Annotated in this window: 19 protein-coding genes, 1 tRNA gene and 1 rRNA gene; 11 read left to right on the forward strand and 10 right to left on the reverse strand. The window is 75.2% G+C overall.

From position 1 onward, the window contains the following. Positions 1 to 17 precede the first annotated feature (17 nt). The gene (locus tag ACZ407_RS09990) at positions 18 to 2,975 is read right to left on the reverse strand and encodes an AfsR/SARP family transcriptional regulator (RefSeq protein WP_468127075.1); all 2,958 of its coding nucleotides are present in this window, start codon (positions 2,973 to 2,975) and stop codon (positions 18 to 20) included. A gap of 269 nt (positions 2,976 to 3,244) precedes the next feature. Here ACZ407_RS09990 and ACZ407_RS09995 point away from each other — a divergent pair, with 269 nt between their 5' ends. Next, positions 3,245 to 3,670, forward strand: coding sequence for a DUF8189 domain-containing protein (locus ACZ407_RS09995; RefSeq protein ID WP_468127077.1), 426 nt, complete (start codon positions 3,245 to 3,247; stop codon positions 3,668 to 3,670). 121 nt (positions 3,671 to 3,791) lie between these two features. Further along, on the forward strand, positions 3,792 to 5,435 hold the full coding sequence (locus ACZ407_RS10000) for an alpha/beta hydrolase (protein ID WP_468127078.1): 1,644 nt from the start codon (positions 3,792 to 3,794) through the stop codon (positions 5,433 to 5,435). A gap of 25 nt (positions 5,436 to 5,460) precedes the next feature. Here ACZ407_RS10000 and ACZ407_RS10005 read toward each other — a convergent pair whose 3' ends face one another. Together ACZ407_RS10005 and ACZ407_RS10010 are read right to left on the reverse strand one after the other, a co-directional pair. Further along, positions 5,461 to 5,697, reverse strand: coding sequence for a hypothetical protein (locus ACZ407_RS10005; protein WP_468127080.1), 237 nt, complete (start codon positions 5,695 to 5,697; stop codon positions 5,461 to 5,463). Between the two features lie 110 nt (positions 5,698 to 5,807). After that, positions 5,808 to 6,494: a TetR/AcrR family transcriptional regulator gene (locus tag ACZ407_RS10010; protein WP_468127082.1), complete on the reverse strand. Its 687-nt coding sequence runs from the start codon at positions 6,492 to 6,494 to the stop codon at positions 5,808 to 5,810. A 125-nt stretch (positions 6,495 to 6,619) separates the two neighbouring features. Between ACZ407_RS10010 and ACZ407_RS10015 the strand changes: the two genes are divergently transcribed. Further along, positions 6,620 to 8,044, forward strand: a complete 1,425-nt coding sequence (locus ACZ407_RS10015; RefSeq protein ID WP_468127084.1) for an amidase — start codon at positions 6,620 to 6,622, stop codon at positions 8,042 to 8,044. A gap of 93 nt (positions 8,045 to 8,137) precedes the next feature. Here the strand turns inward: ACZ407_RS10015 and ACZ407_RS10020 are convergent, their stop codons facing one another. Together ACZ407_RS10020 and ACZ407_RS10025 are read right to left on the reverse strand one after the other, a co-directional pair. Further along, positions 8,138 to 9,385: a glycosyltransferase gene (locus ACZ407_RS10020; RefSeq protein WP_468127086.1), complete on the reverse strand. Its 1,248-nt coding sequence runs from the start codon at positions 9,383 to 9,385 to the stop codon at positions 8,138 to 8,140. A 99-nt stretch (positions 9,386 to 9,484) separates the two neighbouring features. Then, a complete protein-coding gene (locus ACZ407_RS10025; RefSeq protein ID WP_468127087.1) occupies positions 9,485 to 10,387 on the reverse strand; it encodes a LysR family transcriptional regulator in 903 nt (300 codons plus the stop codon). 276 nt (positions 10,388 to 10,663) lie between these two features. Here ACZ407_RS10025 and ACZ407_RS10030 point away from each other — a divergent pair, with 276 nt between their 5' ends. Next, a complete protein-coding gene (locus tag ACZ407_RS10030) occupies positions 10,664 to 11,290 on the forward strand; it encodes a DUF6817 domain-containing protein (protein ID WP_468127089.1) in 627 nt (208 codons plus the stop codon). Between the two features lie 21 nt (positions 11,291 to 11,311). Here ACZ407_RS10030 and ACZ407_RS10035 read toward each other — a convergent pair whose 3' ends face one another. Further along, positions 11,312 to 11,977 carry a helix-turn-helix domain-containing protein gene (locus ACZ407_RS10035; protein WP_468127091.1) on the reverse strand — a complete coding sequence of 222 codons (666 nt, stop codon included), beginning with the start codon at positions 11,975 to 11,977 and terminating at the stop codon, positions 11,312 to 11,314. A 256-nt stretch (positions 11,978 to 12,233) separates the two neighbouring features. On the opposite strand from ACZ407_RS10035, the gene ACZ407_RS10040 reads away from it, so the two are divergent. The 3 genes from ACZ407_RS10040 to ACZ407_RS10050 all read left to right on the forward strand — a co-directional run bounded on the left by ACZ407_RS10040 (position 12,234) and on the right by ACZ407_RS10050 (position 14,992). Further along, positions 12,234 to 13,262, forward strand: a complete 1,029-nt coding sequence (locus ACZ407_RS10040; protein WP_468127093.1) for a hypothetical protein — start codon at positions 12,234 to 12,236, stop codon at positions 13,260 to 13,262. Positions 13,263 to 13,303: 41 nt separating this feature from the next. Beyond that, the gene (locus tag ACZ407_RS10045; RefSeq protein WP_468127095.1) at positions 13,304 to 14,221 is read left to right on the forward strand and encodes a MurR/RpiR family transcriptional regulator; all 918 of its coding nucleotides are present in this window, start codon (positions 13,304 to 13,306) and stop codon (positions 14,219 to 14,221) included. A 384-nt stretch (positions 14,222 to 14,605) separates the two neighbouring features. Continuing rightward, positions 14,606 to 14,992, forward strand: a complete 387-nt coding sequence (locus ACZ407_RS10050; RefSeq protein ID WP_468127097.1) for a hypothetical protein — start codon at positions 14,606 to 14,608, stop codon at positions 14,990 to 14,992. Between the two features lie 66 nt (positions 14,993 to 15,058). On the opposite strand, the gene ACZ407_RS10055 is transcribed toward ACZ407_RS10050, so the two are convergent. Continuing rightward, positions 15,059 to 16,420, reverse strand: a complete 1,362-nt coding sequence (locus tag ACZ407_RS10055) for an FAD-dependent oxidoreductase (RefSeq protein WP_468127098.1) — start codon at positions 16,418 to 16,420, stop codon at positions 15,059 to 15,061. Positions 16,421 to 16,520: 100 nt separating this feature from the next. Further along, positions 16,521 to 17,183, reverse strand: coding sequence for a TetR/AcrR family transcriptional regulator (locus ACZ407_RS10060; protein WP_468127100.1), 663 nt, complete (start codon positions 17,181 to 17,183; stop codon positions 16,521 to 16,523). A 64-nt stretch (positions 17,184 to 17,247) separates the two neighbouring features. Here ACZ407_RS10060 and ACZ407_RS10065 point away from each other — a divergent pair, with 64 nt between their 5' ends. From ACZ407_RS10065 to ACZ407_RS10080, 4 genes are all read left to right on the forward strand, one after another. Then, the gene (locus tag ACZ407_RS10065) at positions 17,248 to 18,942 is read left to right on the forward strand and encodes an FAD-binding oxidoreductase (protein ID WP_468127101.1); all 1,695 of its coding nucleotides are present in this window, start codon (positions 17,248 to 17,250) and stop codon (positions 18,940 to 18,942) included. A gap of 61 nt (positions 18,943 to 19,003) precedes the next feature. Then, complete coding sequence (locus tag ACZ407_RS10070) at positions 19,004 to 20,371, forward strand: pyridoxal phosphate-dependent decarboxylase family protein (RefSeq protein ID WP_468127103.1); 1,368 nt, start codon at positions 19,004 to 19,006, stop codon at positions 20,369 to 20,371. Between the two features lie 209 nt (positions 20,372 to 20,580). Next, entirely contained in the window at positions 20,581 to 21,174 is a 594-nt protein-coding gene (locus ACZ407_RS10075; RefSeq protein WP_468127104.1) for an HPP family protein, read from the forward strand. Between the two features lie 140 nt (positions 21,175 to 21,314). Then, entirely contained in the window at positions 21,315 to 21,890 is a 576-nt protein-coding gene (locus ACZ407_RS10080) for a hypothetical protein (RefSeq protein WP_468127105.1), read from the forward strand. 77 nt (positions 21,891 to 21,967) lie between these two features. On the opposite strand, the gene ACZ407_RS10085 is transcribed toward ACZ407_RS10080, so the two are convergent. After that, a tRNA-Thr gene (locus ACZ407_RS10085) sits at positions 21,968 to 22,040 on the reverse strand. 5 nt (positions 22,041 to 22,045) lie between these two features. Beyond that, a 5S ribosomal RNA gene (gene rrf / locus ACZ407_RS10090) occupies positions 22,046 to 22,138 on the reverse strand; the annotation flags it as partial.

The raw sequence follows: 22,138 nt of genomic DNA on the forward strand, positions 1-22,138 counted from the left end.
CCCGGCCGTCCTCCCGTTCAGGCCTCGCCGGGAGGTGCCTCCCAGCCCCTGGCCGGCCGCGTCAGTGCCTCCAGGGCCGAGCGGGCCGCGGCCTCGCCCTCCTCGTAGGCATGGGCCCGGGCCTCCCGTACGGCCTCGGACAGTTCCCGTACGGCCTCACCCCTGCGCCCGACGGCGGCCAGCGCCTCTCCGTGGAGGGTGCGCAGCAGCACCCGGCGCGGGGCGGCCAGCGGGGGTGCGGCGAGCGCCAGGGCGCGGACCGCGTGGTCGGCGGCCCGGGCGGCCTGGTCGGCCGTGCCGTGGGACAGCAGGTGCCGGGCGAGGTGCTGGTGCGCCAGGGTGGCGGTCTCGGTGAGGCCTGCGCGTTCCGCCAGCGCGAGTGCCTCGGCCAGCAGGGCGCCGGGCCGCTCGCGGTCGCCGCGCCGCATGAGTGCCACGGCCAGGTTGATCCGGCCGACCGCCTCGCCCGAGGCGTCCCCGGCCCGGGCCGCGAGCAGGGGCGCGCGTTCCAGCCGCAGCAGGGCCTCCTCCGGCCTGCCCTCCTCGGACAGCACCCAGCCGAGCAGGGCCAGCACCCGGGACTGGGCCCCCGGATCGGCGTCCAGTTCCGCAGAGGCCAGGGCCTGTTCGAGCAGCGGCACCCAGCCTTCGCGGACCTGCCAGATGATGAGCGGCCACTGGAGGACGACGAGCCGCCAGGCCCGGTCGTGGAAGCCGGCGGACACGGCGGCCTCGACCGCTCCCCGCAGCGTGCCGCGTTCGGCGGAGTACCAGGCGAGGGCGTGCGTACGGTCGGTGAAGCGGCGGAGTTCGGCGGAGCGCCGGGCCCCGGGCGGCAGCCCGCAGCACGGTTCGCTGCCGGGCTCGGCGGCGGCGCACGCGCGCAGCAGGGTCTGCACCCAGTGGTCGAGCAGCCGGAGCAGCCCGGCGGGCTGCTCCGGTCCCGGGCCGCCGCCCGCCTCGTGGCCGGACCCGTGACCTGACTGGTGACGGCCCTCGTGGCCCGCCTCGCGGCCGGATGCGTGAGCGGACCCGCCGCGGGCCGGGTGCGGGCGTGCGAGGCTGCGGGCGTAGAGGCGTACCAGATCGTGCAGGACGTACGAGCGCGGGCCGGTCTCGACGACCAGCTGGGCGGCGGCCAACTGGTCGAGTGCGAGGGCGGCTTGGGAGGGGGCGCAGTCGGCGAGCGCGGCGGCGGTGCCGGGGTCCAGGGAGGCACCGGTGTGCGGGCCGAGGTGCCGGAACAGCCGCTTTCCCGGTTCCGGCAGGTGCCGCAGGCTGAGGCCGAGGGCGGCGGCCACGCCGGTGTCCTCCGCCTCCAGGAGGTCCAGGCGGTGCTGTTCGTCGGCGAGTTCGCCGGCGAACGCGGCCAGGCCGTGATGCGGCCGGGTGGCGAGGCGGGCCGCGGCGACGCGCAGCGCCAGGGGCAGGCCCTCGCACAATCCGGCCAGGCGGGCGGCGGCCTCGGGTTCGGCCGCCACGGGCTCCGGGCCCAGTACGGCGGCCAGCAGCGCGGTCGAGTCGGCGGCGGGCAGCGCGGCGACGGGCACCGGCCGGGCGGCATCGGAGGCCACGAGCCCGTCGAGCCGGTCGCGGCTGGTGACGAGGGTGGTGCAGTCCTCCCCGCCGGGCAGCAGCGGGCGGACCTGACCGGAGTCGAGCGCGTTGTCCAGCACCACCAGCAGGCGCCGCCCGGCGGTGAGTTCGCGGTAGGCGGCCCCCAGGGCGTGCGGCGGACCGGGCATCCGCTCGGCCGGGACGCCGAGGGCGAAGAGGAACTCGCGGAGCACGGCGGCGCTGTCGCGGGCGGGGCCGGTGCTGTAGCCGAGCAGGTCGGCGAAGAGCGTGCCGCCGGGGAAGTCCGCGCGGTGCCGGTGTGCCCAGTGCACGGCGAGGGCGGTCTTGCCGATCCCGGCGCTTCCGGTGAGCGTGACGAGCGGGCCGGGGGTGGCGGCCGCGATCCGGTCGAGGGCTGCGAGTTGCTCCTCCCGCCCGATGAAGCCGCGCGGGCGGCGGGGCAGCAGCTGGGGCACGGCGGGATGCGGAGGCACGGCGACGGCGTGGGGCGGCGGTCCGGCAGCGGCGGGGAGTGCTGCGGGGGCGGCGGAGAGCGTCGCGGACGCCGATGAAACGGGCCGGGCAACAGCAGCGGCAGCGGCAACAGCAGGGGCGGCGCCCGGGCGACCGCCTACTCCTCCCGCCCCTCCCCTGCGGCCGGCACCGCCCGCCGCCCCGTCCGCGCGCAGGAGAGCGGTGTACGCATCGGTGAGCACTGCTCCGGGGTCCACGCCGATCTCCTCGGCCAGCCGCGTCCGCGTGCGGTGGAACCAGTCCAGTGCGTCGGCCTGCCGGCCGGCCCGGCCCAGGGCGAGCACCAGTTCCGCCACGAGCGGCTCCCGCAGCGGGTGCGCCGCGGCCTCGGCACGCAGCAGGACCGCCGCCGCGCCGTGCTCGCCCAGCCTCCCGTACGCCCGGGCGAGGTCCTCGACGGCCGTCAGCCGCAGCTCCTCCAGGGCCTGCACCGGTGCCTCCAGCAGCGCGCCGGCGACGGTGCCGCCGAACGCCGGTCCCTGCCACAGCGCCAGTCCCTCCCGGAGCAGCTCCGCGGCCCCCGCCGGGTCCGGCCGCAGCCGGGCCAGCCGGACCAGCTCCTCGAAACGGCGGGCGTCCACGAGCGCTCCGGGCAGCCGCAGCCGGTACGCCGGTCCCTGGGTGAGCAGTTCCACCCCGTGCCGGGCGGCCCCCTGCGCGGCGAGCAGTGCGCGCAGCCGGGAGACGTGCCCCTGGAGCACGGTCCGGGCGTGCCGGGGCGGGTCCTCCTCCCAGAGGGCCTCCGTGAGCCGGTCCACGCCGACGGGTGCGTCCGGCTGGACGAGCAGCATGGCGAGCAGGGTGCGGCGTTTCGCGGGGCCGAGCGGGAGCGGGACGCCGTCCTCCGCGGTCACGGAGACCGTCCCCAGCACGCGGAACTGCACAGGCGCCACCCTTGTCGATCCGTACCGCTTCGTTCTGTTCCGTCCACCTGCTCACGGCCCCCGGCCGAGGATAAGTCGGATTGTTCCGGCGGCAGGAGTACGGCCTCGGCCAATCGCGGCGGGCGTCCTCCGTCCTGCCCGCACCCCCGGGAACCCGTCACCGGGCACGCCGACAGCCTTGCATTAGCCGGTTGTTAGGGCTTCGTTCGCGGCCGCTGGAAGTCTTCGGGTCGTCACGTCGTTCCGTCATCCCGATTGGGGAGCAACACATGACTTTGGCCATCCTGCGCCGGTCCGCCCTCGCCGTCGCCACCCTCGCGCTGTCCGGGGCCGCGGTCGCCGGCCTCGCCGCGGCCCCCGCCCAGGCCGCCGCCCCCGCCTCCGCGGCCGGCTACTGCCACGTGTCGGGCCTGGGCGGAGACTACATCTGCGAGTACGGCGAGTCCTGGCTGACGTACCCGGCCGGGAACCGCCAGGTGTTCGTCGTCGGCACGGACTTCGCGGTCTGGACCCGCTGGCAGTACGCCGGCGGCTCCTGGAGCAACTGGACGTCCATGGGCGGCACCGTGCGCAGCGGCGTCCGGATCGACGGCAACAACACCTGGAACCCGACCATTTCGATCGTGGGCATGGACGGCGAGCGCTGGTACCGGCACCGCCTGAGCAGCGGTGCGTGGACCAACTGGCAGAGCTGAGCCGGGCGGCGGGGCGGGGGCGGGTCGGCCCCGCCCCGCGGCGCGGCCACCCGCTGGTGGGCGCCATGGGCGGCGGTTACGGTGGCGACCGTTGCCACGCCCATGACGGAGGATCACCCGTATGCAGAATCGTTCAGTTGGCGGTCGCCGCACCCGAGCGGCGTGGGGGATATCCCTCGCCCTGATCACCGCCGGCGCGCTCCTCGGGAGCGCGCCCGGGAGCGCTGCCGCGCAGCCCGCGTCCCCGACCGCGGCCCGGGCCGCCGCGCCCGCCCCTCCCGTCCCCGTCCTGTCCTGGGGACCCTGCGACGGGGCCGCCGACGGTTTCGAGTGCGCGACCGCCCGGGTGCCGCTCGACTACCGCGAGCCGGACGGCCGTACGATCCCGCTCGCGGTCACCCGCAAGCTCGCCGCCGACCGCTCCCGCCGCACCGGGGTCCTGGTGCTGCACCCCGGCGGCCCGGGCAACTCCGGCGTGAACTTCGCCCGCAGCAGTTACGGCGCCCTCCCCGCCGCCCTCCGCGACTCCTTCGACGTGGTCGGGTACGACATGCGCGGCGTGGGGCGCAGCGGGCAGGTGGAGTGCTGGAACGACCAGGAGTACTCCGCCGCGGTCGACGCCGCGCGCGGGGTGCCGGGTCCCGGGGCCCTCCGGGACGCCGTCCGGCAGGGCCGCGAGTTCGCCGCCGCCTGCAAGGAGCGCGCCGGGGAGCTCGTCCCGTTCATCGGCACCGCGTCCAACGCCAAGGACATCGACCTGCTGCGCCAGGCCCTCGGCGAGGAGGCGCTGTCCTTCTACGGCCGTTCCTTCGGCAGCTACGTCGGCACCGTCTACGCGGCGCAGTTCCCGAGCCGGGTGCGGGCGATGGTGCTGGACGGGGCCTACGACCCGCGGCGCTACGCCGAAGTGCCGTACGCCTACGACGCCGGGCAGTTCGCGGCCCTGGACGCGGCGGTCGGCCGGTTCCTGGACTGGTGCGCGAAGAACGCCGCCGCGTGCGGGTTCGGCGAGGGCCGGCCGCGGGAGGCCTTCGAACAGCTCAAGCGGGCGCTGGACGCCGACCCCGTCATCACCGCGAGCGGCCGCCCGGCCACCGGCTACACCCTCGCGTACCGGCTGATGTTCAACATCAACTCGGGGAAGGCGATCTGGCCGGCGCTGGGTCAGGCCCTGCGGGCCGCGCAGGCGCGCCAGGCCTCCTTCCTGCTGTCCCCGCCCTCCCCGGCGTCCTTCGACTTCCTCAACGTCAACCTGGCCGTGGAATGCGCCGACCGGGCCTACCCGGCCAGTCCCCTGCTGCTCAACGCGACGGTGGCCGCCGAGGCGGCCGCCGCCCCGCTGCTGGGGCCGGCCATCGGCTTCGGGCCGCCCACGTACGACCACAACCACGCGCCCGCCTGCGCCCAGTGGACGGCCGAGCGCGCGAGCCGCTTCGAGGGCTCCTACCGGGCCGCCGGTTCGGCCCCGATCCTGGTCCTCGGCACGACCGGCGATCCGGACACCCCGTACCGGGACGCGGTGGCCCTGGCCGGGACGCTGGAGAACGGCCGGCTGGTCACCTTCGCCGGTGAGGGCCACACCGCCTACAACCGGAGCGCGTGCGTGAGCGCCCTGGTCACGGACTACCTCGCGACCCTGGCCCTGCCCGCCCGCGGCACGGTCTGCGCGGACGAGGCCCCGCCGGCCGCAGCCGGGCGCCGCCTTCCGGCCGCCGCGGGCGCCGGGGTCGACGAGACCCAGGACGTGATCCCCGCCCTCCGCTGAGGACGGCGGGCGCGGGCCGGGCGGTTCAGGGAAGCGTCCAGACGAACTTGCCTCCCCCGACCCACCGGACCTCGTCCAGGTCGTCCAGGTCGTGGATGGTGATCCCCGCCTCCGCGGCGATCAGCAGCACGTCGGTCATGGAGGCCGCCCGGCCGACGAACTCCCCGTCCAGCTCCACGATGCGGAAGGGCGGGGTTCCGGGTTGGACGCCGAGGACGGTGATGCGTGCCCGAGAGAGGTGGGGTGCGGAGCCTTCGGTCATGCGCAGACGGTTCCACGCCCCGGCCCGGCAGGGGCGCGGCGACACGGCCCGAGGGGCCGATCGGGGAGGGCGTACGGGTCCGGAAAGCCCCGCAGGGGAACCCGGGCCCGTCACGCCCGCCGCGGCGGCGGGTCCGCGGGCAGGCCGGCGCGCTGCCAGAGGGCGGCGAGGTGGGCGTGCAGGGCGTCCTGGGCCTGGCCGGGCGTCAGGTGGCCGATGAGGACGTGGGTGGTGAGTCCGTCCGCCAGCGCGAGGAGGGTACGGGCCTCCCGTGGCGGGTCGAGAGGGCAACCGCCGGCCGTCCCGGCGCCCGCCCCTCCGCCGCCCGCCCCTTCCGCAGCCGTCCCCGCGCCCGCCCCTCCCGCGGCCTCCCCGATCAGCCGGCCGAAGAGCGCCTGGAGGGAGGCGTACTTCTCCCGCAGCGTGGCGGCGAGCGGCGGGCTCACGGCCGCCTGTGCGAGGAAGGCGAGCCAGACCCTGGCCTCGGCCCGGTCCTCCGCACGCAGCAGGGCCACTTCCGTGGCCACGTGCCCGAGCGCGGTCCCGGCGGACTGCGCCGGGCTGCGCACGAGCCGGGCCTCGATGCGCGCGGCGACCCGCTGCCCGACGTAGCCGAGCGCGAACGCGAGCATCTCCTCCTTGGTGCGGAAGCAGCGCTGGACCGCGCCCATCGAGACCTCCGCCCGGGCCGCCACGTCCCGCAGGGTCACCCCTTCCAGCCCGTGTTCATCGGCGAGCCCGCAGACCGCCTCCGCGATCAGCCGGCGCCTGCCCTCGTGATCCACCTGTTTCGGCATGCCGGCCAGTTTATTCGATGCAACCGCATCGGTTCCGGGGTAGGGTGCGGTCCCGGAACCGATGCGTGCGCATCGGAACGGGTCCGGCCCGGCAGCGGGGAGCAGCAGAAGGAAGGAGGGCGGCCATGGACGGCGCCCTGTGGAAGATGACCGCGGGCGAACAGGCGGCGGCCGTGCGCGCGGGGGAGGTCTCGGCGGCCGAGCTGGTCGAGAGCCACCTCGGCCGCATCGCCGAGGTGAACCCGCACGTGAACGCCGTCACCCAGCTGCTGGCGGACCGGGCCCGGGAGGCGGCCGCGCGGACCGACCGCCGGCGGGCGGCGGGCGAGGAGCTCGGGCCGCTGGCGGGCGTCCCGTTCACGGTCAAGGAGAGCACCCCGGTCGAGGGCGCGGCCACCACCTTCGGCGTGCCCCGGTTCCGGGGCCTGGTGGCGGCGGCGGACGCCCCGCCGGTGGCGCGGCTGCGCGCCGCCGGGGCGATCCCGATCGGCCACAGCAACCTCCCGACGCTGATCCTCGCGGGGATGCACACACGCAGCGAGCTCTACGGGGACACCCTCAACCCCTGGCACCCCGGCCGGACTCCGGGCGGCACCAGCGGGGGCGACGGCGCGGCCGTGGCCGCGGGCATGGTCCCGCTGGGCCTCGGCAACGACTCGGGCGGCTCGGTCCGCATCCCGGCCCAGTTCTGCGGGGTCACGGCCCTCAAGCCGACCAGTGGCCGCTTCCCCGCCGACCACCGGGTCTTCGGCCCGGAGGATCCCGGCCCCGCCTCCCAGATGCTGGTCACCGACGGGCCGCTCGCCCGCAGCGTGCGCGACCTGCGCCTGGCGTACGAGGTCCTGGCCGGGGCCGACCCGCGGGACCCGCGCTCCGTTCCGGTACCGCTCTACGGCCCGCCGCCCGCCGGGCAGGTGAAGGTGGCGGTGGTGGCGGACCCCGGCGGGCACGGCGTGCATCCCGCGGTCCGCGCCTCCGTGGAGCGTGCGGCGGCCGCGCTGCGGGACGCCGGGTACGACGTGCGCGAGGTGGCCGACGTGCCGCGGCTGGACGAGGCGCTCGATGTGTACGGCCGGATCACGAACACCGAGTTCGCCCCCTCGTGGCCGGCCGTGCGGGCACTGCTCGGGGAGGGCGGGGACCGCTACATCGCCATGGCCATGGAACGGACCCCGCCGGCCTCGGCCGCGGAGCTGGTGAAGCTGATGGGCAGTTGGCTGGGCATCCGCCGGTCCTGGGCCGAATTCCTCGCCGCTCACCCGCTGTTGCTGGGGCCGGTGTTCACGGAACCGCCGGTGGAACCGGGGCTGGAGTCCCGCGACCCGGCCGGCCGGGAGCGGGTCGCGTCGGGCATGCGCCTGTGCACGGCCACGAGCTTCGCGGGCGTGCCCGCGGTGGCCGTGCCCACGGGCCTGTCCGGCGGCCTGCCGACGGGGGTGCAGGTCGCCGGCGCCGCATTCCGCGAGGACCTGTGCCTCGCGGCGGCCCAGGCGATCGAAGACCGGCTGGGCGTGCTCACCCCGATCGACCCCCGCCTCCACGGGAGTTGAGCACCGGGGGTCGGCACCGGCGGGGGCCCGCCGAGGCCCCGGGAAGCACTCCCCGGGGCCGCTTCCGCCCCGCACCGGCCCCCTGCGCCAGGCTCAGGCGGACACCGCCCTGCCGTCCGCCACCAGGTCCCTCAGCAGCTGCGCGGCCACCGCGGCCCCGTCCGTACGGATCGTCGCGGCGACCTCCTTCGCCCGTGCGCGGGTCTCGGGCGCCAGTGCCGCCCCGAGCGCGGCCGACAGGGATTCCGGACTCGGGTCCGGGCCCTCGTGCGCCGCCCCGATGCCCAGCGCGGCCACCCGGCCGGCCCAGTACGGCTGGTCCGCCATCTGCGGCACCACCACCTGCGGCACGCCCGCCAGCGCCGCCGCCGTGGTCGTGCCCGCGCCCCCGTGGTGCACGACGGCGGCCACCCGCTCGAACAGCGCCTGCTGGTTGACCTCCCCGACCGCGAAGCAGTCCGCTCCCCCGTCGGCGGTCGCCAGTCCGGCCCAGCCGCGGGAGAGCAGCACCCGGCGGCCCTGCGCGCGGACCGCCGCGACGGCCGTGCGGGCCACGTCCTGCGCATCGCGCAGGGGCATGCTGCCGAAGCCCACGTGGACCGGCGGGGATCCGGCGTCCAGGAAGGCCACCAGGTCGGCAGGCAGCGGGCGTTCGTCCCGCCTGATCCACGCGCCCGTCTGCAGCACGTCGAGACCGGCCGGCCGCAGCCAGGGGCCCAGGGCCGGATCCGCCGCCAGCCAGGGGCGGTCGGTGAAGACGTGGTCGCGCACGTTCGCCACCGGCGGCAGGCCGACGGCCGCCCGGTGGGAGTTGATCGCCTCTCCGAACAGCACGTCCATGCTCTCGGCGTTGAGCTCCCACAGCACCCGGTTGTCGTGCACGTCCGCCGGGAGCGGCCGGCCGGGCCACGGGAGCGGCGGGTGGTGCGGCGAGGGCAGGTAGGTCGGGAAGTAGGAGACGAACACATACGGGACGCCCAGCCGCTCCGCCACCGCCCGGGCCGCGGCGGCGGCCGGGATCAGTCCGGTGGCCACGACGGCGTCGCATCCGTCCGCGACCGCGGCGAGCTGCTCGTACGTGGCGGAGAACATCCGGCCCGCCCGCTCCGCGAAGCTCGGCGCCGGCTGCGGGTCCGCCGCCCCGGTCACCGCCTTGGCCGCCATCTCGCGCAGCGACTGCCCGAGGGGCACCAGCGGGAAGCCGAAACCGTCGAGGAGCTCCGCGAAGTCCGGCGGGGCGCACACCTGCACCTCCGCACCGAGCGCCCGCAGTTTCACGGCGAGCCCCGCCATGGGCTCGACGTCCCCGCGCGAGCCGTACGACACCAACAACACCCGCATGCTGCAACCCCCATGAGCTGGACGACGGCTTCAGGCCGCCGATTCTGCGGCACCGCCCGGGTCTTGCGGCAAGCCCCCCCCCAGAGCCCTATACGCTGATCATGGAGCAGGGTGCCGTCCGGTGCAGCTGTCGGCGACCGTGTCCGCGAAGGCGCGCGCCGGCGGGGGCAGGGCCTCCCAGCGGCGGACCGCCCAGCCGACCGGCAGCGGCGGCAGGTCGGGCACGGGCACGAACCGCAGCGGGCCGTCGCCGGAGTCCCGCAGGCCCGGTACGGCGGGTACGACCGTGAGCCCCAGACCCAGTTCGGCGAGGAGCAGGGCGGTGTCCCAGTCCGCCACGCTGGTGTCCGAGCCCGTCCGGACGCCCAGGCGGGTGAAGGCCGCGTCCAGGCGGGCCCCGGAGATGGAGTTCGGAGGCAGCCGGACCAGGCGCAGGTCCGTGAGGGCCGCGGCCTCGATGGCCGGCCGGTCCGCCAGCGGGTCGTCCGCCCGTACGGCGAGGACCCACGGCAGGTCCACCACCGGCCGCTGTTCGATGCCGGGCACCGGCGGCCCGATGGTGATCCAGGCCAGGTCCAGCGTGCTCGCGAGCAGCGCGTCGAAGCAGCGGCGGCTGGAGGTCTCGGTCCGGAACTCCAGGCTCACCCGGGCGTGCCGGCGCCGGAACGCCACGATCGCCTCCGCCATGAAGTGCCGGACGGTCGCACCGCCGGTGCCGACCCGGACGGAGCCGCCCGCGCCGTTGGCCAGGTCGGCGAGCCGGCCGAGCGCCCGGTCGAGGCCGCTGATCCCGTCGGCCGCGGCCTCGTAGAGGATCCGGCCCGCCGCGGTCGGCACCACCCCGCGGGGCCGGCGCTCCACGAGGCTCAGCCCCGTCTCCTTCTCCAGCCGCTTCACGTGCTGGCTCACCGCGGACTGGGTGCAGCCCGACTCCCGTGCCACACCGCTGAGACTGCCGGTCCGGCACACGGCCACGAACACGCGGAGGTCATCCAAGGTCACAAGCCCCAAGTTACTGCTTGGACTTGGGTAAGGAAACCCAAGGATTGACTGAGTGGGCGCCTGGCGACAGGATCGTCAGTGGGCCCAGGCGGCAACCCTGTCCGGCGGCCGCGACCGGTTCCGGAGCCGGTCGCGGCCGCCGGACGGGTGCCGACCCCACCACGGCGGCACCCTCCGCACACCCCCACCACCCGCACCACCCGCACACCCCACCGACCGAACACCCCGGCACCGTCCGAACCTTCCGGCACCGTCCGACCGAGAGGACCGGAGCCCGTGACCGCCACCCCCGCCCCCGTTCCCGCCCCCGGTCCGGCCTCCGGTCCGGCCTCCGTCCCCGGTCCCGGAGCGGCGCTCGCCCTCCTCCTCCGGGCCGGCGCGCAGGAGCTCCGCCACCCCGGCGGCACGCTCCTGGCCCACCTGCACCGCGTAAGGGCCCGGCTCGCCTCCTGGGAGGCGCGGCCCGCCCTCCGGTTGGCCGGTCTGTGCCACGCCTGCTACGGCACCGACGGCTTCCCGACGGCACTCCTGCCGACGGCCCGCCGCGCGGAGCTCGCGGCGGCGATCGGCCCCGAGGCCGAGGCCATCGTGTACGCGTACGCCGCCTGCGACCGCAGGGCGACCCATCCGCACCTCGGGCGGCCCGGCGCCGTGTTCCACGACCGGTTCACCGGGCGGCCCCACGCGCCGCAGCCGCACCCCCGGCTGCTGCGCGACTTCGCCGAACTCACCGCCGCCAACGAGCTGGACCTCGCACACAAGGACCCCGCCTTCCGGGCCGCCTGCGGCCCGGACCTCCTCGCGTTCTTCACGCGCATCGGCCACCTCCTCGGCCCGGCCGCCCGGCAGGACTGCCGGCGTGTGCTGTCCCCGCCCGCCCCGCCCGCCGCCCGTCCGCTCTGACGCGGCGGCCGCCCGGCCCGCTCAGCCGGCGGCGGCCAGGCGCTGCCGCGCCGCCGGATCCCCGGTTCCGGAGGTGGTGGCGCGCAGGCGGGCGAGCTCCTCCTTCAGGGCCAGCCCTTCCTCCCGGAGCCGGGCCGCGATGACCTCCGCCTCGCGGCGCGCCTGCCGGGCCCGCTCCAGCTCCTGTTCGGCCTGGCGCAGCCGCTCGGTGAGCGCGGCCACCCCGGCGGCCGTGCCCGAGTGGGCGGCCAGGGCGTCGATGCGCGTCTGGAGGCGGGCGACCAGCCCCAGCAGGAAGAGCACCAGCTGCTGGAACCTCAGCAGTTGCTGCTGGAGTTCGAGGTTCCGGCCGTACACCTCGTGCAGCCGCTCGGCGGTCCGGTCCGCCAGGTCCACCGCGGCCGCCACCGCATCCGCAGCGGCCGGGCGGGCGGTGCGGGAGGCGGCGCCCGCCGGCGGGGAGTCGGCCGCCTTCCACAGCTCCCGCGCCCGGCGCAGATCGACCGCCCGCTTCTGCGGCTCGCGCACCACCGCGGCCACGAACGCCTCGACGAACTGGAGCCGCGGCACCTTCCCGCTCAGGTTCTCGCCGATGGTGGTCCTGCTGTACGGGATGCGCTGCGCCAGGGTCCGCAGGGTGGGGCCGTGTTCGTCCTGCAAACGCCGCAGGAAGCGCGCCAGTTCCACCGCCTGCGGTGTACTGCCCCGCACCTCGGCCCTCGCCCGCCCTCGACCTGCACCGACCGCCATGCCGCCCCCTTTGCCCCTCGTCCGGCCGTGTCCCGGACAAGGGCCTCGCTGTCCGGGGTTCACCTCGGCGAACGGTACGGACAGCGTGACGGACAGAGACGGGGGCGGCAGTCTCCTCACCACAGCGCGCCTCCCCGAACACCACCACACGCCCCCGCCCCAGGCGGTGCGCGCCATCCCTTCCAGGAGTCACATGTCCCCTGCCCCGAACACGCGCCGGCCCAGCCGCCCGTACCGCCTCTCCCGCTTCGCCGTGGACACCCTCGACGAGCACCGGCTGCTCGACCTGGGCCGCGGCCCCCGCACGTACGCCCACCTCCCGTCCGGGAAGGCCGCCGGACGCTACGGCTGCTGCGCCTGCGGCAAGGCCCTCGTCTTCCACTCGTCCGCGCCGGAGAACCGGCGGCGCGGCCCGCGGTTCCACCACGAGGCCGGGGGCGCCGATCCCGACCTGTGCAAGCCGCTGAGCCCGCACCACGACGCGGTCCTCGACGGCCTCCACCGGGCCCTCGACCTGCACCACCGGGTCTCCTCCGCCCTGCCCTGGGAGGACGTCAGCGTGCACGTCCCGCTGCCGGTGCGGCCCCTGCCGGAGCTGCCGCCGGCCGTGGTGGTGCGCGCCGGGGAGCGGCGGATCGTCCTGTCGCGGCCCGGACGTTCGCTGTCCGCCCGGGCTGTCGGCATGCGGCTGGCGGAGGTCCAGATGCAGCACGGCGCCGAGGCCGAGCACTGGTGGGTCTTCGACCGCCACGACCCGGCCGACTTCGTGCGGGCCGGGCGGAGCGGTCCGGCGTCCGGGGGCAGGACCGGCTGGTGGGACCGGGTCCGCCCGACGGCCGTCCAACGGCAGCTGTACGGGTCCGGTGCGCAGGTCTGCTGGCTGACGGCGGACGACGGCCTCCTGGTGGCACGCGGTCCGGGCGCGGTCGCCCGCACCCTGCGCACGTGCACGGGCACGAGCTGGGACGACGAGACCTGGGCCCTGCTCGACCTGCCGTGGGAGGCCCTCGCCCTGCCCGACCCGCTCGGCCGCCCGGCGGCCCTGCACGCACCTGCCGGCATCCGGGACCGCACCGCGTCCCAGGCCGTCTGGCGGGCGTGCGGTCTGGTCGGCGGCATCCGCCCGGCGGCCGCCGCCCCGTCCCCGCCCGTGCCGCCGACTCGGCCCGGGTGCGGCCGCGGGCCGACGACGGACACGGGGCCGTTCGAGCACAGCGAGTGAGCTATGTTGGAACACGAGTGACATGAGAGGGAGGCCCGCCGGTGTCATCGGGGCAGCAGGCACGCGCTCAGGCAGCTGCGATCACGCCGAGTGGACAGTCGCCGGACCACGAGCGCGCGCCGGGCGACCGGGTCCGCGCACTGTTCGACGGCCGCAGGCTGTCGCCCGGGCAGCGGCGCATCGCCCAGTACCTGATCGACCACCTCACCGAGGCCGCCTTCCTCTCGATCACCGAGCTCGCGGAGCGGGTCGGCGTCAGCCAGCCGTCCGTGACCCGCTTCGCCGTCTCCCTCGGGTTCAGCGGCTATCCCGCTCTGCGCGACGCCCTCCAGCCGATCGCCCTCAGCGCGGTCGCGGGCGCGCCGGGCGGCCGTGAGCAGACCTGGCAGAACGAGCTGCAGGCGGCGGTGGACGCCGAGATCGAGAACCTGCAGAACGTGCGGCGGCTGCTCGCGGACACCGACCAGGTCCTCGACATCGGCCGGGAGCTGGCCGGGTCCGTGCCGCTGACCGTGCTCGGGCTGCGGATCTCGGTCTCGCTCGCGGAGTACTTCGCGTACGCGGCGCGGCGCATCCATCCCGACGTCCGGCTGGTGACCCGCGGCGGCAGCGTCGCCTACGACACCCTGCTGCAGTCCCGGGCGGCCGGCGGGTCGTGGGTGCTCGCGTACGCCATGCCCCGGCACGCCAAGGAGACGCTGAGCGCGCTGCGGGCGGCCCGGAGCGCGGGACTGCGGATCGCGCTGATCACCGACACCACTCTGGGGCCGCTGGTCGACGAGGCGGACGTGGCCTTGACCGCGGGCACCGGCTCCCGGCTGGTCTTCGACTCGTACGCGGCCCCCGGGATGCTGTCCGCGGCCCTGCTCCAGGCGATGGCCGATGCGGATCCGGAGCGCACGCAGGCCCGGCTCGAAAGCTACGAGCAGGCGGCCGACCAGCACGGCTTCTTCATCTGACCGCATGCCGCCCGCGGCGGCGGCTTCCGGACTTCCATGGTCCGGTTTTCACATTGATTTCATCCGGTTTTCAACCGCTCCGCCCCCCATTGACCTGGGGATTTTCAGACCCGGACGGAACATGAAAGTTTTCATGTTCTTGTTTACTCGACGGTATATATGTTTACTGGGTCCGCGCTCGGATCCACCAGACGCCAAGGAGGACAACCCCAACGTCCTCCCGGAACAGACACTCGGCGTGACGCCCCTCCTCACGTCCCGCACGGTGTTCGGTCCCGGCCTTCGGATCCGCCGGAACGCGCATGGCGGCCCCGGTCAACCCCTGGGCCGGGGCCGCCGCCACCACGTCTCGATCAGAGTTCCGCACCCTCAGAAGCGACGAGAATGCACCAGACTGCCTCTATCACGCTCAGCCCGGACTGGCCCTGCCAGGTCAAGGCCCCCGGATCCCGCGACTGGGAACGCACCGCGATGCGCTGGCTGCGCGACCTCCTCCCGGCCCGCTACGGCAGCTACCCCACACTGACCCGCCATCCCGTCCTCCTCGCCCGGCACGCGAAGCTCCAGCTCCAGCACGAGATGCGGGCGACCCGGGTGGCCCTGGAGACCAGCCGCGCCGAACTGCCCTCGATGGGCGTGGCCGAGGCCGTCATCGAGAACTCGATCAGGATGTACGCGGTCGAACTCCAGCAGCTCCAGCGCCTGGCCCGCAGCGTCCAGCTCGTGGGTGACGCCCTCGTCGTCAGCACCGCTCCCGCCCGCCGCCCCTGACGGGCACTCAGGAGAACGACCCGTCCGACCGCGCCGTCGAAGGCCGGACGGGACGCACGGAGCCCCTCAGGCCCCGCTGGCCTTGAGCATGTCCTCGCGTTCGACGATCTTCACGCGCTCGCGGCCCTGCGGTTCACCCAGCGCCTTTTCCGCCGCGTCCAGGCGGTACCAGCCCTCCCAGGTGGTGTAGCGGACCCCGCGGTCGGCGAGGAAGGCGTCCACGGCCTCCGGTGCGGGGGCGGCCGGGGTGCGGAGGCGGCCTTCGGCGTGGTCGGCCAGCAGGTTGGCCACCGTCTCGTTCGCGTCGCCCTTGGTGTGGCCGATGAGCCCGATCGGGCCGCGGCGGATCCAGCCGGTGACGTACGTGGAAGGCATGGGGCGGCCCGCCTCGATCACGCGGCCGCCCTCGTCGGGGACCGTGCCGGACTCGACGTCCCAGGGGAGCTTGGGGAGCTCGTCCGACAGGTAGCCCACGGCCCGGTAGACCGCCTGGACGTCCCAGGTGGTGAACTCGCCGGTGCCCTTGACGTTCCCGGTGCCGTCGAGCGCGGTGCGCTCGGTGCGCAGGCCGGTCACCCGGCCGTCCTCGCCGAGGATCTCGGCGGGCGATTCGAAGAAGTGCAGGAACAGCTTGTGCGGGCGGTCGCCGGTGTCCCGGATCGCCCAGTTCTCCAGGGTCTTGGCGACCATGTCGGCCTGCTTGTTGGAGCGGCGGGCCGTGATCGAGCCCTCGTCGTAGTCGATGTCCTCGGGGTTGACGATGACCTCGATGCTGGGCGAGTGGTCGAGCTCGCGCAGCTCCATCGGACTGAACTTGGCCTGCGCCGGGCCGCGGCGGCCGAAGACGTGCACCTCCAGGGCCTTGTTGGCCTTGAGCCCGTCGTAGACGTTCGGCGGGATCTCGGTGGGCAGCAGTTCGTCGGCGGTCTTCGCGAGGATGCGCGCCACGTCGAGGGCCACGTTGCCGACGCCGAGCACGGCGACCTTCTCCGCATCGAGCGGCCAGGTGCGCGGCACGTCGGGGTGGCCGTCGTACCAGGAGACGAAGTCGGCCGCGCCGTACGAGCCGTCGAGGCCGATGCCGGGTATGTCCAGCGCACGGTCGGCGGTGGCACCCGTGGAGAAGATCACGGCGTCGTAGAGGGAGTGCAGGTCGTCGAGCGAGATGTCGGTGGGGTAGTCGACGTTCCCGAAGAGGCGGACCTGCGGCTTGTCGAGCACCTGGTGCAGGGCGGTGATGATGCCCTTGATGCGCGGGTGGTCGGGGGCCACCCCGTAGCGGATCAGACCGAAGGGGGCGGGCATCCGCTCGAAGATGTCGATGGACACCCCGGGTTCGGCGGCTGCCTCGGACTTGAGCAGCGCATCGGCGGCGTAGATCCCGGCGGGGCCGGCGCCGACGATGGCTACGCGCAGGGGGCGAGGCATGGAGGATTCCCTTCGGAGGTACAGCGTGATCAAGGAAACCCTAAACTAAGGCTTGCCTAACTCGGCACCCAGGTTCTCTTTATGACCCCATAAGGAAGCCTTATGACCGGCCGGGGAGGCGGGCCACCCCGAGCTCCGCGGGCCCACCGGGCGCCAGAGTGGCCGCCGCCGCGAACAGGCGGGCGCAGCGCTGCGTCATCTCCGCCGGGCTCTGCTCCGGATGCTTGACCCACCAGCGGACCAGGGTGGCGACCAGGTCCCGCCACACGTACATGAGCGCGTCCGCATCCAGCGGATCGGCCGAACCGGCCGCCCGCAGCAGCTCCGCCGTACCCCCGGCCGCAAGCCCGTCGATGGCCGACCAGTAGGCCGAGGCCCGCCGCTCGGCCTCGCCGCCCCGCGGCAGCGAGGCGTCGTACAGCACGAACCAGGCCTCCCGCCGCCCCTCCAGAGCGGTGAAGAGGGCGTCGAGCACCCGCAGCGGGGTGTGCGGGGCGACGGCGTCCGGGCCCATCGCCGTGCGGATCGCGTCGAGCAGGCGGTCGCCCACCGGGACCAGGCAGGCGAGGTACAGGTCCTCCTTGGTCCCGAAGTACTGGTGCAGCAGCGTCTTGGTGACGCCCACGCGCGCGGCGATCCCGGAGAGGGAGGCGGCCGCGTAGCCGCGGGTTCCGAACTCCTCCGTCGCCGCCTCCAGCATCTGCTGCCGACGGAGCTCCCGGGGGACCCCCTTGGTGCCGGCTTTCGAAGGTGGGATTGCCATGGAGCAATATTATCAGTAGGTAATTTACCCCGTGGTAAATTCCTGCGACCTGTGGAGCTCACCCATGACCGGCACCACACGGCACACCCCCCGCACCCGCTCCTGGTGGGGCTGGGGCTGGGCCGACGCACACCCCGACGACGCCGAATGCGCGGCGCTGGGCGCCCTGCTCCCCGGCACCCTCGCCCGCCCGCTCCCGGTGCCGCGTGTCCGCGACCTGCCCATCGGCCGACCCGCGGTGGAAGCCCCGCGCAGCCTCGCCCACCTGGTCCGCTCCGATCCCGCGGACCGCGCCGCCCACGCCATGGGCAAGGCCTACCGCGACGTGGCCCGGGCCCTGCGCGGACGCCCGGGCCGGATACCCGACCTCGTCGCCCGCCCCGTGGACGAGCAGGGCGTCACCGACCTCCTGGACTGGGCCGGCGAGCAGCAGGTGGCCGTGATCCCCTACGGCGGCGGCTCCTCGGTCACCGGAGGCGTGGAGTACCGCGGCGAGGCCCACCGGGCCGTGCTCTCCCTCGACCTCACCGCCATGGACCGGGTCCTGGAGATCGACACGGAGGGACGGGCGGCCAGGATCCAGGCCGGCGCCCTCGGCCCGGCCCTGGAGGACCAGCTCCGGCCGCAGGGCCTGACCCTGCGGCACTTCCCGCAGAGCTTCGAGTTCTCCACCCTCGGCGGCTGGCTCGCCACGCGGGCCGGCGGGCACTACGCCACCGGCCGCACGCACATCGACGAGTTCGTGCAGTCCATGCGCGTCGTCACCCCGGTCGGCACGAGCAGTTCGTGGCGGCTGCCCGCATCCGGAGCCGGTCCCTCGCCCGACCGCCTGTTCCTCGGCTCCGAGGGGGCCCTCGGCATCATCACCGAGGCCTGGGTCCGCCTCCAGGAGCGCCCCCGCCACAAGGCCTCCGCCGCCGTCACCTTCAGGAGGTTCGCCGATGCCCTCAGGGCCGTGCGCACCCTCGCCCAGTCCGACCTCTCCCCCGCCAACTGCCGCCTGCTGGACGCCGGGGAGGCCGCACTGTCCGGCGCGGCGCAGGACGGCTCCGCCGTGCTCGTCCTGGGCTTCGAATCCGCCGAGGCACCCGTGACCGCACGGCTGGACCAGGCCGTCGGGATCGCCCTGTCCTGCGGCGGACGGCGCGACGGGACCGCCGGCTCGGGCGCCGACACGGCAGGGGCCGCGGCGGGGTCCGGGCCCGGCGCGGGTGGCGGGACGGCCGCCGGACGGCAGGCGGACGGCAGGGGCGGAGACGGCCGGCGCGGGGACGGCGACGCGGCCGTGGGCGCCTGGCGGTCCGCGTTCCTCCGGATGCCCTACCTCCGCGACGGCCTGGCCCGCATGGGTGCGGTGGCCGAGACCTTCGAGACCGCCGCGACCTGGGACCGTATCCCGGCACTCATCGACGCGGTCCGCACCGAGGTCGGGGCCGCGGCACTCAAGGCCACCGGGCACCCCGCGCTGGTCAACTGCCGCCTGACGCACGTCTACCCGGATGGGGCGGCCCCCTATTTCACCGTCCTCGCCGCGGGCCGGCCCGGGGACGAGGCGGCCGTCTGGGACGAGCTCAAGGCCGTCGCGAGCGAGGTCCTCCACCGCCACCGGGCCACCATCACCCACCACCACGCCGTCGGCCGAGACCACCGCACGGCCTACGACCGGCAGCGCCCCGAACCGTTCGCCCTCGTGCTGCGGGCCGCGAAGGACGCCCTCGACCCGCACCGCATCCTCAACCCGGGGGTGCTCGTGGACTGAGCCGGGCCGGTGTGCGCCCGGGCGGTTTGCACAGCCGCTCCACCAGTCGCATAGTCCGAATATGGACGCGCGCGAGGCTGCGCTCCGACAGGCGTACGGGCACGCCCTCGCCTGGCTGGCGGGCCTGGCGGACCGCCGGGTGCCCGCGACCGCCTCGGTCGAAGAGGTGGTACGGGCCCTCGGCACCCGTCTGCCGGACGGCCCCAGCCCGCCCGCCACCGTCGTCGACCTGCTCGCCGAGGCCTGCGATCCGGGGCTCACGGCCTTCCCGGGCGGCCGGTTCTACGGGTTCGTGATCGGCGGCAGCGAACCGGCCGCCCTGGCCGCGGACTGGCTGGTCAGCGCGTGGGACCAGAACTGCGTCCTGCGGGCCGCCGCTCCCGCGTACGCCGCCGTCGAGGAGGTGGCGAGCGCCTGGCTGCTCGACCTGCTCGGCCTGCCCGGCGGCAGCGCCGTCGGCTTCACCACGGGCGCCACGACCGCGAACTTCACCTGCCTCGCCGCCGGGCGGGACACGGTGCTGCGCCGCGCCGGCTGGGACGCTGCCCACGACGGTCTCGCCGGCGGACCGCCCGTCCGCACCATCGCCGGAGCGCACCGGCACATGGCCGTGGACCTGGCCCTGCGCTACCTCGGCCTGGGCGAACCCGAGCTGGTGGAGGCCGACGCCCAGGGCCGCATGGACCCCCGCGCCCTGCGGCGGGCCCTCGCGGCCGGGCCTTCGGGCCCGACCCTCGTGGTCCTGCAGGCCGGGGAGATCCATTCCGGCGCCTTCGACCCGTTCACCGACGCGGTCCGGGCCGCCCGCGAGGCCGACGCCTGGGTGCACGTGGACGGTGCCTTCGGGCTCTGGGCAGCCGCCTCCCCCCGCCACGCGCCCCTGATGGCGGGCTGCGCCGAGGCCGACTCCTGGGCCACGGACGCCCACAAGACCCTGAACGTCCCGTACGACTGCGGCCTCGCCATCGTGCGCGACCCCTCGGCCGTCCGGGCCTCCATGGGCCTGCACGGCGACTACCTGATCCTCCACGAGCAGGGCGACCCGTCAGACAAGGTGCCCGAGCTCTCCCGGCGAGGCCGGGCCGTCCCCGTCTGGGCCGCGCTCCGCTCCCTCGGCCGGTCCGGAGTGGCCGAGCTCGTGGACCGGCTGTGCCGGCACGCCTGCGCCTTCGCCGAGGGCATCGCGGCGATCGAGGGCGCGACCGTCCTGAACGACGTGGTGTTCACCCAGGTCTGCGCCACGTTCGGCGGGGACGAACGTACGGACCGGGTCCTGGACCGGCTGCTCGCGGACGGAACCGTGTGGATCAGCGGCTCGACCTGGCACGGCCGGCGGGTCATGCGCATCTCGGTCAGCAACTGGTCCACCACGGACGAGGACGTCGCACTCGCCCTCGACGCGATCCGCCGCGCGGCGCACGACAGCTGACCGGTCACAGCACTCACCCCTCGGCCTGCAGCCCGGGCCGGGGGGCGGGGCCGGGGGGCGGGGCCGCGACGGGAGATCGTCCGGGTTTCACCCACCCCGGATCCGGCCGGGCGGAAAGGGGCGGATAGGGTCGTACCGGTGCGGCCGTCCCCGCTCTCCTGTCCTGCCCCCGCGGCCGCTCGGCCGCCCTGCTCAGGAAAACACCGCGCATGAGCACCGAAGCGGCACCCGTCCCGCACCCCGTGTCGGCCGACACTCCCCCGTCCGTCCTCGCCCCCGACCCCGCCCTGTCAGGCGACGCCCCGACCCGGCGGCGGCCTGCCGGTCGTCCCCCGGCCCGGCCCACCCCGGCGGCCGCCTTCCACAGCATCAGCGCTGCGACGGCCGTCCTGCTGGGGCTCGTCGCCATCGGAGCGGCGATCCACGAGCCGGTCCTCATACCGCCCCTGGCGGCCAGCGCGGCGCTGGTGCACAGCGCGCCCACGCTGCCCCTGGCACAGCCGCGCAGCGTGATCTTCGGCCACCTGCTGGGCGCCGCCACCGGCTTCGGCGTCCTCGCGGGAGCCGGCAGCAGCGCCTGGGCTGCCGCCCTCGCCGCGGGCCTCACCCTCGCGTTCAACATGGCGGCCCGTACCCCGCACTCGCCGGCCTGCGCGACCGCCGTGATCATCGTGCTCCAGTCCCCGGACCCCGCACGCTTCGTGCCGCTGCTGTTCGCCTCCACGGTGCTCCTCGTCCTGACGGGCTACGCCGCTTCGCGCGTACGCCGGTCCGCACCGAGGTACCCCGCCTACTGGTGGTAGCCGCGCCGCCTTCCGCGACGGATGCCGCATACGGGTAAACCGGGGGCCCTTTCCCGAAACGGGCCCCGCACGGGTACCGGTATGCGGCATCGTCGTTACCGGGAACCGTGCGGCGCAGGTCCGGGGACAAGGGGTGCAGGATGTGGCAGACCAGCGAGTTCGCCGACGAGCACGACGGGCGGCCCGTCGCCGTCCTCGCCGACGGGAGCGAGCCGAAACCCATCTTCTACGACGTGGACAGCGGCCCCGAGATCCACACCAGCACGGACTGGTGGGACTACGACGGCAGTCTGGGCGCCCCGAAGGCCTCGGCGGTACGAGCGGCCTGCTCGTGCGGGTGGCGGGGAGCGGAGCAGTACCCCATCGACTGGGACGAGGTCGCCGGCAACCCCCTCCCGCCCTACTCCACCGACCTCGAAGGCCCGCTGGGGGACTGGCGGCACCACATCGCCGAGGTCGAGGCCCGGGCCGTACCGCTGCCCGAGCAGGTGGCGGAGCTGCTCCGGCACGTGGACACGGCACTCGAAGCCCTCGCCGACACCGGCCCGCTCGCAGCCCTGCGCGCCGCGGCCGCCCTGGAGCGCACCGCCGCCCGGATCGGCCGGGCGGCCTCCCGCTACCTCGGCCAGGACGAGGTGCCGGCCGAGCGCATCGCCACCGGTCTGGGGATCAGCGTGGAAGCGGCCCGCAGCCGCCTTTTCACGTACGACCGGTGATCCGCGCGTTCCACGTCGTTCCCCCGGCCTGAAAACGCAAAAAGGCCCCCGCCAGATGGCGGGGGCCTTTTCCTCGGAGCCCTTTAACGGAATCGAACCGTTGACCTTCTCCTTACCATGGAGACGCTCTACCGACTGAGCTAAAAGGGCGGGTTGTTCGGCGGCGTCCTACTCTCCCACAGGGTCCCCCCTGCAGTACCATCGGCGCTGAAAGGCTTAGCTTCCGGGTTCGGAATGTAACCGGGCGT

The organism is Streptomyces sp. NPDC030809 (genome assembly GCF_055572195.1).

Coding starts and splice junctions, on each gene's coding strand:
- ACZ407_RS10015 (WP_468127084.1), top strand. CDS start 6,620: ATGGACGGCGCCCTGTGGAAGATGACCGCGGGCGAACAGGCGGCGGCC.
- ACZ407_RS10080 (WP_468127105.1), top strand. CDS start 21,315: ATGTGGCAGACCAGCGAGTTCGCCGACGAGCACGACGGGCGGCCCGTC.
- ACZ407_RS10070 (WP_468127103.1), top strand. CDS start 19,004: ATGGACGCGCGCGAGGCTGCGCTCCGACAGGCGTACGGGCACGCCCTC.
- ACZ407_RS10005 (WP_468127080.1), bottom strand. CDS start 5,697: ATGACCGAAGGCTCCGCACCCCACCTCTCTCGGGCACGCATCACCGTC.
- ACZ407_RS10060 (WP_468127100.1), bottom strand. CDS start 17,183: ATGGCAATCCCACCTTCGAAAGCCGGCACCAAGGGGGTCCCCCGGGAG.
- ACZ407_RS10050 (WP_468127097.1), top strand. CDS start 14,606: ATGCACCAGACTGCCTCTATCACGCTCAGCCCGGACTGGCCCTGCCAG.
- ACZ407_RS10020 (WP_468127086.1), bottom strand. CDS start 9,385: ATGCGGGTGTTGTTGGTGTCGTACGGCTCGCGCGGGGACGTCGAGCCC.
- ACZ407_RS10010 (WP_468127082.1), bottom strand. CDS start 6,494: ATGCCGAAACAGGTGGATCACGAGGGCAGGCGCCGGCTGATCGCGGAG.
- ACZ407_RS10065 (WP_468127101.1), top strand. CDS start 17,248: ATGACCGGCACCACACGGCACACCCCCCGCACCCGCTCCTGGTGGGGC.
- ACZ407_RS09995 (WP_468127077.1), top strand. CDS start 3,245: ATGACTTTGGCCATCCTGCGCCGGTCCGCCCTCGCCGTCGCCACCCTC.
- ACZ407_RS10075 (WP_468127104.1), top strand. CDS start 20,581: ATGAGCACCGAAGCGGCACCCGTCCCGCACCCCGTGTCGGCCGACACT.
- ACZ407_RS10000 (WP_468127078.1), top strand. CDS start 3,792: ATGCAGAATCGTTCAGTTGGCGGTCGCCGCACCCGAGCGGCGTGGGGG.
- ACZ407_RS10055 (WP_468127098.1), bottom strand. CDS start 16,420: ATGCCTCGCCCCCTGCGCGTAGCCATCGTCGGCGCCGGCCCCGCCGGG.
- ACZ407_RS10040 (WP_468127093.1), top strand. CDS start 12,234: ATGTCCCCTGCCCCGAACACGCGCCGGCCCAGCCGCCCGTACCGCCTC.